9 protein-coding genes are annotated in these 12,327 nt (G+C 73.4%); 5 read left to right on the top strand and 4 right to left on the bottom strand.

Annotated features, from left to right (window positions below):
* Positions 1–4 precede the first annotated feature (4 nt).
* Entirely contained in the window at positions 5–1,225 is a 1,221-nt protein-coding gene (locus ACZ4TG_RS19410; protein ID WP_468164288.1) for an acetyl-CoA C-acetyltransferase, read from the bottom strand.
* 188 nt (positions 1,226–1,413) lie between these two features.
* Positions 1,414–2,466, bottom strand: a complete 1,053-nt coding sequence (locus ACZ4TG_RS19405) for an SGNH/GDSL hydrolase family protein (protein WP_468164286.1) — start codon at positions 2,464–2,466, stop codon at positions 1,414–1,416.
* Between the two features lie 134 nt (positions 2,467–2,600).
* On the opposite strand from ACZ4TG_RS19405, the gene ACZ4TG_RS19400 reads away from it, so the two are divergent.
* A complete protein-coding gene (locus ACZ4TG_RS19400) occupies positions 2,601–3,983 on the top strand; it encodes a cystathionine beta-synthase (RefSeq protein WP_468164831.1) in 1,383 nt (460 codons plus the stop codon).
* 294 nt (positions 3,984–4,277) lie between these two features.
* On the opposite strand, the gene ACZ4TG_RS19395 is transcribed toward ACZ4TG_RS19400, so the two are convergent.
* Positions 4,278–4,664 (bottom strand): hypothetical protein, encoded by a 387-nt coding sequence (locus tag ACZ4TG_RS19395; protein WP_468164284.1) that lies wholly within the window; start codon positions 4,662–4,664, stop codon positions 4,278–4,280.
* A 154-nt stretch (positions 4,665–4,818) separates the two neighbouring features.
* Here ACZ4TG_RS19395 and ACZ4TG_RS19390 point away from each other — a divergent pair, with 154 nt between their 5' ends.
* Positions 4,819–5,664 (top strand): MurR/RpiR family transcriptional regulator, encoded by an 846-nt coding sequence (locus ACZ4TG_RS19390; RefSeq protein WP_468164282.1) that lies wholly within the window; start codon positions 4,819–4,821, stop codon positions 5,662–5,664.
* Between the two features lie 870 nt (positions 5,665–6,534).
* On the opposite strand, the gene ACZ4TG_RS19385 is transcribed toward ACZ4TG_RS19390, so the two are convergent.
* Positions 6,535–7,911 carry a type III PLP-dependent enzyme domain-containing protein gene (locus tag ACZ4TG_RS19385; protein ID WP_468164280.1) on the bottom strand — a complete coding sequence of 459 codons (1,377 nt, stop codon included), beginning with the start codon at positions 7,909–7,911 and terminating at the stop codon, positions 6,535–6,537.
* Positions 7,912–8,014: 103 nt separating this feature from the next.
* Here ACZ4TG_RS19385 and hutU point away from each other — a divergent pair, with 103 nt between their 5' ends.
* The 3 genes from hutU to ACZ4TG_RS19370 are packed head-to-tail and all read left to right on the top strand — an operon-like array spanning position 8,015 to position 12,239.
* Positions 8,015–9,679 (top strand): urocanate hydratase, encoded by a 1,665-nt coding sequence (gene hutU / locus ACZ4TG_RS19380; protein ID WP_468164278.1) that lies wholly within the window; start codon positions 8,015–8,017, stop codon positions 9,677–9,679.
* Between the two features lie 38 nt (positions 9,680–9,717).
* Positions 9,718–10,908 (top strand): allantoate amidohydrolase, encoded by a 1,191-nt coding sequence (locus tag ACZ4TG_RS19375; RefSeq protein ID WP_468164829.1) that lies wholly within the window; start codon positions 9,718–9,720, stop codon positions 10,906–10,908.
* Entirely contained in the window at positions 10,899–12,239 is a 1,341-nt protein-coding gene (locus ACZ4TG_RS19370; RefSeq protein ID WP_468164276.1) for a formimidoylglutamate deiminase, read from the top strand. The genes ACZ4TG_RS19375 and ACZ4TG_RS19370 overlap by 10 nt, the downstream gene beginning before the upstream one ends.
* Positions 12,240–12,327 lie beyond the last annotated feature (88 nt).

Genomic DNA, 12,327 nt, shown 5'->3' with positions numbered 1-12,327 from the left:
CGGCTCAGCTCAGCCGCTCGATCACCATGGCCATGCCCTGGCCGCCGCCCACGCACATCGTCTCCAGGCCGAACTGCTTGTCGTGGAACTGCAGGCTGTTGATCAGCGTGCCGGTGATGCGGGCACCGGTCATCCCGAACGGGTGACCGACGGCGATGGCTCCGCCGTTGACGTTCAGCTTCTCCAGCGGGATCTCCAGGTCCCGGTAGGAGGGGATGACCTGGGCCGCGAAGGCCTCGTTGATCTCGAACAGGTCGATGTCGCCGACGGTCAGGCCGGCCCGCTTCAGGGCCTGCTTGGACGCCTCGACCGGGCCCAGGCCCATGATCTCGGGGGAGAGGCCGGTGACGCCGGTGGAGACGATCCGGGCCAGCGGGGTCAGGCCCAGCTCGCGCGCCTTGGTGTCGCTCATGATGACGAGCGCGGCGGCGCCGTCGTTGAGCGGGCAGCAGTTGGCGGCCGTGACCAGGCCGTCGGGGCGGAAGACGGGCTTGAGGCCCGAGACGCCCTCCAGCGTGACCCCGGCGCGCGGGCCGTCGTCGGTGGAGACGACCGTGCCGTCCGGGGTGGTGACCGGGGTGATCTCGCGGGCCCAGAAGCCGTTCTTGATGGCTTCCTCGGCCAGGTTCTGGGAGCGGACGCCGAACTCGTCCATGTCCGCGCGGGTCACGCCCTTGAGGCGGGCCAGGTTCTCGGCGGTCTGCCCCATCGCGATGTACGCGTCGGGGATCAGACCGTCCTCGCGCGGGTCGTGCCAGGACGCGCCCTCGCTCTGCGCGACGGCCTCGGTACGGGCCTCGGCGTCCGCGAAGAGCGGGTTGTGGGTGTCCGGGAGGCCGTCCGAGGAGCCCTTCACGGACCGGGAGACCATCTCGACGCCCGCGGAGATGAAGACGTCGCCCTCGCCCGCCTTGATGGCGTGCAGGGCCATGCGCGAGGTCTGGAGGGAGGAGGAACAGTAACGGGTGATCGTCGCGCCCGGCAGGAAGTCCATGCCCATCTGCACGGCGACGATACGGGCCAGGTTGTGGCCCTGCTCACCGCCGGGGAGGCCGCAGCCGAGCATCAGGTCGTCGATGTCGCGCGGGTCCAGCTCGGGGACCTTGGCGAGGGCGGCCTGGATGATCGTGGCGGTCAGATCGTCCGGCCGGACGTCCTTGAGGGACCCCTTGAAGGCACGCCCGATGGGCGAGCGGGCGGTGGAAACGATGACGGCTTCGGGCATCGGGGCTCCAAGGGGGGTGCGTTGCGGCTCGTATCGGACCGCATGTGAAGTTACCGGCCCGTACCGTCGAGGTCACCGGCCTCGGCATGTGATGAGGGCCGCACTGGGCGCCCCGGGGTGCCGCCCGGGGTCTCCAGGGTCCCTCCGGCCCGCCCGCCCGTGACGCCTCGGACCGGCACCGACACGGCCTACTGGCCCGCCGTCTGGCTGCCCGAGAGGCCGGCCGTGGCCTCGCCCTCCCCCGGCTGGCCGATGGCCGGGCTGGTCGGCACCCGCCGGCGCCGCCGGTGCTTGAGCAGGGCCCAGGGGCCCCGGGCCGCCGTGACCTCCGTACCGGCCTCGTCGGCCGCGGCGGAGGCGGCCTTGGCCACCGGCAGCATGTCCTCGTCGCGGGAGACGTCCAGGCGGTCCGACTCCGGCCACAGGCCCAGCGCCGCGCACAGGGTCGGCAGGACGGCCATCGCGGCGGTGGCGTACCCCTCCGCCGACGGGTGGTAGGAGTCCGGGCCGAACATCTCGCGCGGGTTCGCGGCGAACTCCGGGCCCAGCAGGTCCCCCATCGAGACCGTACGGGCCCCCAGTGCGACCACGCCGATCGTCTGCGCGGCGGCCAGCTGGCGCGAGACCCGGCGGGCCAGCATGCGCAACGGCTGGTAGACCGGCTCGATCGTGCCCAGGTCCGGGCAGGTGCCGACCACGACCTCGGCTCCGGCGAGCCGCAGTCTCCGTACGGCCGAGGTGAGCAGGCGGACCGACTGGGTGGGCGGCATCCGGCGGGTCACGTCGTTCGCCCCGATGATGATCACGCAGACGTCCGGGGCGGGCGCGCCGGCCTCCACGCCGTCGAGGAGCAGCCCCACCTGGCGGTCCAGGTCGTCGGACATGGCCCCGGACAGGGCCACGTTGCGCAGCTCCACCGGCCGCTCGGCCACCGCCGCGAGCCCCGAGGCCAGGAGCGCGCCCGGGGTCTGCCTCGCCCGCCGCACCCCGAGTCCGGCGGCCGTGGAATCGCCCAGCATGCCCATCCGCAGCGGCCCGGGGCTCAGCTCGGGGCCGCCGAACTCGCTCCCGTACAGGCCGTCCGCGCGGGGCGGATCGGGCAGCCCGGTGCCCACCGTGCGCTTCGCGAACTGGACCTCCGCCAGCACCAGCCCCACCGCGGCGACCCCGACGAGCCCGAGCCCGCCCCCGCCGTACGCCGCGCCCGCCGCGATCCGGCGGGCCGTTCTCGCCCTGGACACCGTTCGAGCCACCTCGCTTTCCTGCCTGGCCCTGATGACCTACCTGCCCCGTAGTGCCGGTCGGCCAATCCCTTTCCGCATACTCTGGCCGGACCTCCCGGAGAACCCGTGGAGTCCCCTCCTTGGAGAACATGGTGCAATTCCACGACTCGATGATCAGCCTCGTCGGCAACACCCCGCTGGTGAAGCTCAACCGTGTGACCGAAGGGCTTCAGGCGACCGTCCTGGCCAAGGTCGAGTACTTCAACCCCGGCGGTTCGGTCAAGGACCGCATCGCCGTCCGGATGATCGAGGCCGCCGAGCAGAGCGGTGCCCTCAAGCCCGGCGGCACCATCGTGGAGCCGACCAGTGGCAACACCGGCGTAGGACTCGCCATCGTGGCCCAGCAGAAGGGCTACAAGTGCATCTTCGTCTGCCCTGACAAGGTGTCCATGGACAAGATCAACGTGATGCGCGCGTACGGCGCGGAGGTCGTGGTCTGCCCGACCGCCGTCGACCCCGAGCACCCGGACTCGTACTACAACGTGTCCGACCGCCTCGCGCGCGAGCCCGGCGCCTGGAAGCCCGACCAGTACAGCAACCCGAACAACCCCCGTTCGCACTACGAGACCACCGGTCCCGAGCTGTGGGAGCAGACGGACGGGAAGATCACGCACTTCGTCGCCGGCGTCGGCACGGGCGGCACGATCTCGGGCACCGGCAACTACCTCAAGGAGGTGTCCGGCGGCAAGGTCAAGGTCATCGGCGCCGACCCCGAGGGCTCGGTCTACTCCGGCGGCAGCGGCCGCCCGTACCTCGTCGAGGGCGTCGGCGAGGACTTCTGGCCGACCGCGTACGACCCCGACGTCACCGACGAGATCATCGCGGTGTCCGACAAGGACTCCTTCCAGATGACCCGCCGCCTGGCGAAGGAAGAGGGCCTGCTGGTCGGCGGCTCCTGCGGCATGGCGGTCGTCGCCGCGCTGCGCGCCGCCGAGGGCCTCGGCCCGGACGACGTGGTCGTCGTCCTGCTGCCGGACAGCGGCCGCGGCTACCTCAGCAAGATCTTCAGTGACGAGTGGATGGCCGGGCACGGCTTCCTGGAGGAGGCGGGCCCCGCGGCGCGCATCGGGGACGTGCTCGCGGACAAGGAGGGCGCCATGCCCTCCCTCGTCCACATGCACCCCGAGGAGACCGTCGGCGAGGCCATCGAGGTCCTGCGCGAGTACGGCGTCTCGCAGATGCCGATCGTCAAGCCGGGCGCCGGACACCCGGACGTGATGGCCGCCGAGGTCATCGGCTCGGTCGTCGAGAAGGAGCTGCTGGCGGCGCTGTTCGCGCAGCGGGCCTCGCTGGGCGACCCGCTGGAGAAGCACATGAGCGCGCCGCTGCCGCAGGTCGGCTCCGGCGAGCCGGTGTCCGAGCTCATGGCGGTGCTGGGCGAGGCGGACGCGGCCATCGTGCTGGTCGAGGGCAAGCCGACGGGTGTGGTGAGCCGTCAGGACCTGCTCGCCTTCCTGGCGAAGGGCGCGAAGTAACCCGACGCGCAAACGGTACGGGCCCGACACGTGACGGCAGCACCGGCTTAACACGGCTCCGGCACAGTGGTGGTTGTCGGCAGGAACGCACAGCGGTCCTCGCCGGCCCCACCGACTGGCGTCGGCGTAGCTCCGGAGCGGCTCCCGGACCGCGACGACGTCTTGGACGCGGACGGCCCTGACCCGGCCCGTGTCCTTCGCGGGGACCGCCGTCGTCCCGCCCCCGGGCGACCGGGGTGCGGCGGTCCCCGCGCAGTTCTTCCTTGCGCGGGGCCGGGGTCCTGCCGCCCGGGGTCAATGCCCCAGCTGCTCCCGTCGGCCTTGTGGGCCCGGTCGGAGCGATTTGGCCGCGTGGACGAAGTTGACCCCGAGGATCCCCGCCCAGGCCACCAGCAGCCCCTTCAGGCCCGCTTGGACGGCGCCGATCGCGGACAGCGGGATCGCCAGGACCAGCGTGATGACGGCGAACCCGAAGCGCTCCCCGAAGCCGGCGACCGCCGAGGCCCCGGCGGGGCCGTCGCCGCGGGCCGCCGCCAGCCGTTCCTCGGCCAGGCGCCGCCGGACCTGGATGTCGACCTTCTCGACGAACGAGTCCACCAGCGCGGCCTCGTAGTCGGGGCCCAGTTCGCGCCGGGCGTCCAGTGCCGCGTCGAGTTCCTTCTTCAGCTCTTGGCGCTCCATGCGCCCACCCTAGGAAGCGCGGCGGGCTCGGGCACTGGGGCTAGCCCCCGTCTCGCGGTCTCGCGCAGTGGCCTGCGGGTTGCCGTCCTGCATAACCGCATGCAGAGTGCTCGGTGACTGAATAATCACCGGGACGGGGACGGAGGGGGACGGGATGAGCGACAGCCCGGCCGCGCGGCTGCAGAAGCTCTTCGAGGGGCACCGGCTGACGCCGACGCAGCGGCGGATCGCGCACTGCATGGTGCGCGGGGCGGCGGAGGTGCCGTTCCTGTCGAGCGTGGAACTCGCCGAACTGGCCGGGGTGAGCCAGCCGTCGGTGACCCGGTTCGCGGTGGCGCTCGGCTTCGACGGCTACCCGGCGCTGCGGCGGCACCTGCGCGAGGTGGCTCCCGCCGGGCAGGTGGCGGAGGGCGGCGACGAGGACTCGTACAACGAATACCAGCAGGCCGTCCAGGGCGAGATCGAGAACCTGCGGCGGCTGTCGGCCATGCTGGCGGATCCCGCGCCGGTCGTCGAGGCGGGCCGGCTGCTGGCCGGCTCCACCCCGCTGCCGGTGCTGGGGCTGCGGGCGGCGTCCTCACAGGCGCGGGGGTTCGCGTACTTCGCGGCCAAGGTCCATCCGGACGTACGGCTGCTCGACGAGGGCGGCTCGATGCTCGCGGACCGGATCGACGCGGCCGTGGCCGCCGGGGCGTCGGCGCTGCTGTGCTTCGCGCTGCCGAGGCATCCGCGGGAGGTGGCGGAGGCGCTGGAGCACGGGCGTGCGGCCGGGCTGACGGTGGTGACGGTCGCGGACTCGGCGTTCGCGCCGGTGGCGCGGTATTCGGACCTGCTGATCCCGGCGCCGGTCGGGACCGGGCTGGCGTTCGACACGGCGTGCGCGCCGATGCTGCTGGGGCGGGTGCTGCTGGAGGCGATGGCGGACGCGCTGCCGGGGGCGCAGGCGCGGCTGGAGGCGTTCGACGCGCGGGCGGCGGCGCGGGGGCTGTTCGTGGAGTGACGTTGCCCTGGCCGGGCGTTTGACGGGGTTCGGGGTGCCCCGTGGGCCGGGTCGGTTTGCAGCTCGGCTGCCGTTGCCCTGGCCGGGCGTCGGTCGGGGTTCGGGGTGCCCCCTGCCGGGCCGGGGCTGATCTGCTGTTCGGCAGTGTGGTCGCCTCAAGCGCCGGCGGGGCTGGGGTGGTGGGTCGGTGACGGGGCCGGGGTGGGGTGTCGTCCGGGGCGGGCATGATTTATGGCGCCTGTTCAGGACCTTGAAGTTCGGGGCTGTGTGCGCCACAAATCACGTTTTAGCCCCGGTCGACACCCCACCCCGGCCCCGTCACCGACCCAGGTGGTCGGGTGTCCTTTTCCCCCTCACGGTGGGGGTTGGGCTTCGTGGCCGGGGGCGGTGTCGGGGTGGGGTGTCGTCCGGGGCTAAAACGTGATTTGTTGGCGCCCTGCACCGCCCGGCAATAGGGACTCGGATCGGGCGCCATAAATCATGCCCGCCCCGGACCACACCCCACCCCGACGGCGCCCCCGGCACCCCGCCCAGACCGCAGCCAAACCCAGCCCCGCCGGCGCTTGAGGCGACCCGCAGCAGCCGAGCTGCAAACCTGATCCCGGGGCCAGGGGGACACCCCGAACCCCACCCCCGCCCGGCCAGGGCAACAGCAGCCGAGCTGCAAACGAGCCCCGCCCCGCAGGGGGCAACCCACCCCCGCCCGGCCAGGGCAACGGTCCCGGGGCCCCGGGGACACCCCGAACCCCACCCCCGCCCGGCCAGGGCAGGGGCAACGGCCCGGGGCATGGGGCCACCCCGAACCCCGTCAACCGCCCGGCCAGGGCACGGGCAGCCCGAACCCCGGAAACCGCCCGGCCAGGGCACCGGTTACGGGGATGCCCCGGACCCGTCATGCGACCCGGCCAGGGCAAGGACATCGCGGTACGCCCCGCCCGATTCCGCCACCAGGTCGGCGATCGGCTGCGCCGCTCGGGCCAGGGCGAAGCGGACCTCGCCCCGCGGGGTCACGGTGAAGCCGTGGACCGCCGGGCGGGGGAGGGTGTTGTAGCCGTAGTGGGCGGTGAAGAAGTACGCCCCCGTGTCCGGGACGGCGATCAGGTCGCCCGGGGCCAGTTCCGGCAGGTCCCGCGCCGTGGCCAGCAGGTCTCCCGCGAAGCAGGCCGGGCCCGCGATGTCCTGGGGGACGGGGACGCCCGTCTTCGGGGTGCCCTTCGCGTCGTACGGGAGGATCCGTACGGGCCAGGACGCCGGGGCGTACACCGTCCGGGTGGCCAGCTGGACCCCGGCGTGCGTGAGGGCGATGGGGCGGGCGCCGGTCACCTTCGTGTACTCGACCCGGGCCAGGATCAGCCCGTGCTTGGCCAGCAGTGAGCGGCCGAACTCGGTGACCAGCCCGTAGCGGCCGGAGAACAGGCCCGGGGCGGCGGAACGCAGGGCGGCCACGTACTCCGCGTAGGTCGGCGTCTCGGTGTCCGAGGCGAAGTTCACCGGCAGGCCGCCGCCGATGTCGAGGGTGTCGACCTGCCGGCGCCCGGCCGCCCCGTTGATCTCCTCGGCCAGGGCGTGCAGCTCCCGCACCCCTTCGGCGATCAGCGGCAGGGGGACGCCCTGGGAGCCCGAGTGGGTGTGCAGCCGGGTCAGCCACGGCCGGTCCAGGTAGGCCCGTACGAGCCATGCGCGCGCGCCCGGGTCGCGCAGCGGGATCCCGAACTTGGAGGTGGCCGTGGCGGTGGACAGGGCGTCGATGGAGCCGGCGCCGGTCTGCGGGTTGATCCGTACGCCGATCGGGGACCGGGTGGGGCCCTCCGCGACCAGGGCGTCGAGCCGGTCGAGTTCCTGGCGGTTGTCGGCGTTGACGGCGATGCCCAGGGCGAGGGCCTCGCGCAGTTCCGCCGGGGTTTTGACGGGGGAGTCCAGCACGGTGTGCTCCGGCGCGACCCCGGCCGCCCGGGCCAGCGCCAGTTCGCCGGGGCTGGCGACCTCGCAGCCGATTCCGGCCGAGGCGAGCAGCCGCAGTACGGGGACCAGCGGGCAGGCCTTCGCCGCGAAGGCGTGCAGGACGGGGGTCCCGGAGGGCAGTGCGGCGGCGAAGGCGCTGGTCAGGGCGGTGGCGGAGGCGCGGATCCCGGCGGTGTCCAGCAGGCAGACCAGGGGCTGCGGGCCCACCAGGCCCTGCTCCACGGCGGCCCGTACGGCCTGATCCCGTCGGGTGGTGGCGCTCTGCGCGTGCGTGTCGGCAGCCATGTCCGCATCCCATCATCCGACGGAGCCGCCCGCAGCTGTTGACTGAATCTATTCAGCGAGCAAGGATGTGAATGGATTGACCAACACCGGAGGAGGCACCGCCATGTCAGGACCCCGCCCCGTACGGGCCGCGCGAGGCACCGAACTCAGCACCCTGGGATGGCAGCAGGAGGCCGCCCTGCGGATGCTCCAGAACAACCTCGACCCCGAGGTCGCCGAGCACCCCGACAAGCTCGTCGTCTACGGCGGCACCGGCAAGGCCGCGCGCGACTGGCGCTCGTACGACGCCATGGTCCGCACCCTGCGCACGCTGAAGCAGGACGAGACGATGCTCGTCCAGTCCGGCCGCCCGGTCGGCGTGATGCAGACCCACGAGTGGGCGCCGCGCGTCCTGCTCGCGAACTCCAACCTGGTCGGCGACTGGGCCAACTGGGAGGAGTTCCGCCGCCTGGAGAACCTCGGCCTGACCATGTACGGCCAGATGACGGCCGGCTCGTGGATCTACATCGGCACCCAGGGCATCCTCCAGGGCACGTACGAGACCTTCTCGGCCGTCGCCGCGAAGAAGTTCGGCGGCACCCTCGCGGGCACCATCACCCTCACCGCCGGCCTCGGCGGCATGGGCGGCGCCCAGCCGCTGGCCGCGACGATGAACGACGGCGTCGCGATCTGCATCGACGTCGACCCGCGCGCCATCGAGCGCCGCATCGAGCACCGCTACCTCGACGTGAAGGCCGACAGCCTCCAGCACGCGCTGCGCCTCGCCGTCGAGGCGCGCGACGCCCGCAAGCCGCTCTCCATCGGCCTGCTCGGCAACGCGGCCGAGCTGCTGCCGCAGATGCTGGCCGAGGGCGCCCCGATCGACATCGTGACGGACCAGACCTCCGCCCACGACCCGCTCGCCTACCTGCCGGTCGGCGTCGAGTTCGACGACATGGCGGACTACGCCGCCAAGGACCCGGCGGGCTTCACCACCCGCGCCCGCGAGTCCATGGCCAAGCACGTGGAGGCCATGGTCGGCTTCATGGACGCCGGCGCCGAGGTCTTCGACTACGGCAACTCCATCCGCGGCGAGGCCCAGCTGGCCGGCTACGACCGCGCCTTCGCCTTCCCCGGCTTCGTCCCCGCCTACATCCGCCCCCTCTTCTGCGAGGGCAAGGGCCCCTTCCGCTGGGCGGCGCTGTCCGGCGAGGCCTCGGACATCCACAAGACCGACAAGGCGATGCTCGAACTCTTCCCCGAGAACGAGTCCCTGCACCGCTGGATCAAGATGGCCGGCGAGCGCGTCCACTTCCAGGGCCTGCCCGCACGCATCTGCTGGCTCGGCTACGGCGAGCGCGACAAGGCCGGCGAGCGCTTCAACGAGATGGTCGCCGACGGCACGCTCGCCGCGCCGCTGGCCATCGGCCGCGACCACCTCGACTGCGGCTCCGTGGCCTCCCCGTACCGCGAGACCGAGGCCATGCTGGACGGCTCCGACGCGATCGCGGACTGGCCGCTGCTCAACGCCATGGTGAACGTCGCCTCCGGCGCCTCCTGGGTGTCCATCCACCACGGCGGCGGCGTCGGCATGGGCCGCTCGATCCACGCCGGCCAGGTCACCGTCGCGGACGGCACCAAGCTCGCGGGCGAGAAGATCCGCCGCGTGCTGACCAACGACCCCGGCATGGGTGTCATCCGCCACGTCGACGCGGGCTACGACATCGCCGAATCGGTGGCGGACGAGCGCGGTGTCCGCGTCCCCATGCGCGAAGGTGACCCGGCGTGACCCAGCACGCCTCCGCGGCCGGAGCCTCGTTCCACGAGATGTGGGCCGAGCTCCGGCCCATCGGCCGCCACGCGGACTCCGGCGGGTACCGCCGCTACGCCTGGAGCGGCGCCGACGCCGACTGCCGGACCTGGTTCCGGGAGCAGGCGCAGGCCCGCGGCCTCACGTACGAGACGGACCGCAACGGCAACCAGTGGGCCTGGCTCGGCGACCCCCTCGCCGGGGACGCCGTCGTCACGGGCTCGCACCTGGACTCCGTCCCCGACGGCGGGGCCTTCGACGGCCCCCTCGGCGTGGTCTCCTCCTTCGCCGCGCTGGACGAGCTCCGCGGGCGGGGAGCGGCGTTCTCCAGGCCGCTGGCCATCACCAACTTCGGTGACGAGGAAGGGGCCCGCTTCGGCCTCGCCTGCGTCGGCTCCCGGCTCGCCGCCGGGCAGCTGACCAAGGAGAAGGCGTACGAGCTCCGCGACGCGGACGGCATCACGCTGCCCCGGGCCATGGAGGCCGCCGGGTACGACCCGCAGGCCATCGGGGCCGATCCCGAACGCCTGGCCCGGATCGGCGCCTTCGTCGAGCTGCACGTCGAGCAGGGCCGCGCCCTGGACCTGTCCGGGGACCGGGTCGGCATCGCCTCCGCGATCTGGCCGCACGGCCGCTGGCGGTTCGACTTCCACGGCGAGGCCAACCACGCCGGCACCACCCGGCTCGTGGACCGGCGCGACCCGATGCTCACGTACGCGGCGACCGTGCTGGCCGCCCGCACCGAGGCGGCCCTCGCCGGCGCCGTCGCCACCTTCGGGAAGATCGCGGTCGAGCCCAACGGGGTCAACGCCATCCCCTCGCTGGTGCGCGGCTGGCTCGACTCCCGCGCCGCCGACCAGGCCACCTTGGACACGGTCGTCACGGCGGTGGAGAAGGCCGCCCGCGAGCGCGCCGACCAGGACGGGATCGACCTGGAGATCGTCCGGGAGTCCTTCACCCCGGTCGTCGAGTTCGAGCACGCCCTGCGCGACGAGATGAACCGGATCCTGGGCGGGGCCGTCCCGGTCCTCGGCACGGGGGCGGGACACGACGCGGGAATCCTCTCCGCCGCCGTCCCGACCGCCATGCTGTTCGTACGGAATCCCACCGGCGTCTCCCACTCCCCGAAGGAGTTCGCCGCCGAGGACGACTGCGTGGCCGGCGTCCTCGCCCTCGCCGACGTACTGGAAGGTCTCGCGTGCCGCTGAAGACGTACTGGCTGGAGCACGCCTGGCTCGGCACCCATGTCGAGCCGGGCGTGGCCCTGGAGGTGGGCGCCGACGGGCGGATCGCCGCTCTGCGGACCGAGGCCGAGACGCCGCCCCCCGGCGCGGAGGTCCTGCGCGGGCTCACCGTCCCCGGGCTGGCGAACGCGCACTCGCACGCCTTCCACCGGGCGTTGCGCGGTACCGTCCAGGTCGGCAGCGGCACCTTCTGGACCTGGCGCGACTTCATGTACAAGGTCGCCCAGAACCTCACCCCGGACACCTACTTCGCCCTGGCCCGCGCGGTGTACGCGGAGATGGCCCTGGCCGGCATCACCAACGTCGGCGAGTTCCACTACGTCCACCACGCCCCCGGCGGCACCCCCTACGCCGACCCGAACGCCATGGGCGAGGCGCTGATCGAGGCCGCCGCCGCGGCCGGCATCCGGATCACCCTCCTCGACACCGCCTACCTCTCGGCGGGCTTCGGCGAGGCCCCCAACGCCCACCAGCAGCGCTTCTCCGACGGCACCGCCGACGCCTGGGCCGAGCGGGTCGGCGCCCTCAAGCCCCGCGCGCACGCCCTGATCGGCGCCGCCGTCCACTCGGTCCGCGCCGTCCCCGCGGGGCAGCTCGCCACCGTGGCCCGCTGGGCGCAGGAGCGCCGGGCTCCGCTGCACGTCCACCTCTCCGAGCAGACCGCCGAGAACGACGCCTGCCAGGCCGCCCACGGCCGCACCCCGACCCAGCTGCTGGCCGACCACGGCGTGCTCGGCCCGCGCACCACCGGTGTGCACAACACGCACCTCACCGACGCGGACATCGCCCTCCTCGGCGGCACCACCACCGGCACCTGCATGTGCCCCACCACCGAACGGGACCTGGCCGACGGGATCGGCCCGGCCGGCCGCCTCCAGCACGCGGGCAGCCCGCTCTCCCTCGGCAGCGACAGCCACGCGGTGATCGACCTGCTGGAAGAGGCCCGCGCGATGGAGCTGAACGAGCGCCTGCGCAGCCGCACCCGCGGCCACTGGACGGCGAACGCCCTGCTCACCGCCGCCACCGCAGGCGGCCACGCGGCGCTCGGCCTGCCGGACGCGGGCCGCCTGGAGAGCGGCGCGCTCGCGGACTTCACCACCATCGCCCTGGACTCCGTACGGACGGCGGGGCCGCTGCCGCGGCTGGGCGCCGAGACGGCGGTGTTCGCGGCGACGGCCGCCGATGTCCGTCACACCGTCGTGGCGGGCCGCCACATCGTCCGCGACGGCGCCCACACCCTGGTCCCCGACGTCCCGTCGGCCCTGGCCGAGTCCATCGCAGCCCTCCGCGGCTGACGCTGCTCGTCCCCCACCCCGCCCCTTCCCGAAACCGGGGGCAAGCCCCCCGGACCCCCCGTACGGACGCTGCGCGCCCGTGCGCTCA

It is taken from the genome of Streptomyces sp. NPDC028314, assembly GCF_055565795.1.
This window is presented reverse-complemented; position numbering and strand designations above follow the sequence as displayed.

Coding starts and splice junctions, on each gene's coding strand:
- ACZ4TG_RS19410 (WP_468164288.1), bottom strand. CDS start 1,225: ATGCCCGAAGCCGTCATCGTTTCCACCGCCCGCTCGCCCATCGGGCGT.
- ACZ4TG_RS19395 (WP_468164284.1), bottom strand. CDS start 4,664: ATGGAGCGCCAAGAGCTGAAGAAGGAACTCGACGCGGCACTGGACGCC.
- ACZ4TG_RS19390 (WP_468164282.1), top strand. CDS start 4,819: ATGAGCGACAGCCCGGCCGCGCGGCTGCAGAAGCTCTTCGAGGGGCAC.
- ACZ4TG_RS19385 (WP_468164280.1), bottom strand. CDS start 7,911: ATGGCTGCCGACACGCACGCGCAGAGCGCCACCACCCGACGGGATCAG.
- hutU (WP_468164278.1), top strand. CDS start 8,015: ATGTCAGGACCCCGCCCCGTACGGGCCGCGCGAGGCACCGAACTCAGC.
- ACZ4TG_RS19375 (WP_468164829.1), top strand. CDS start 9,718: ATGTGGGCCGAGCTCCGGCCCATCGGCCGCCACGCGGACTCCGGCGGG.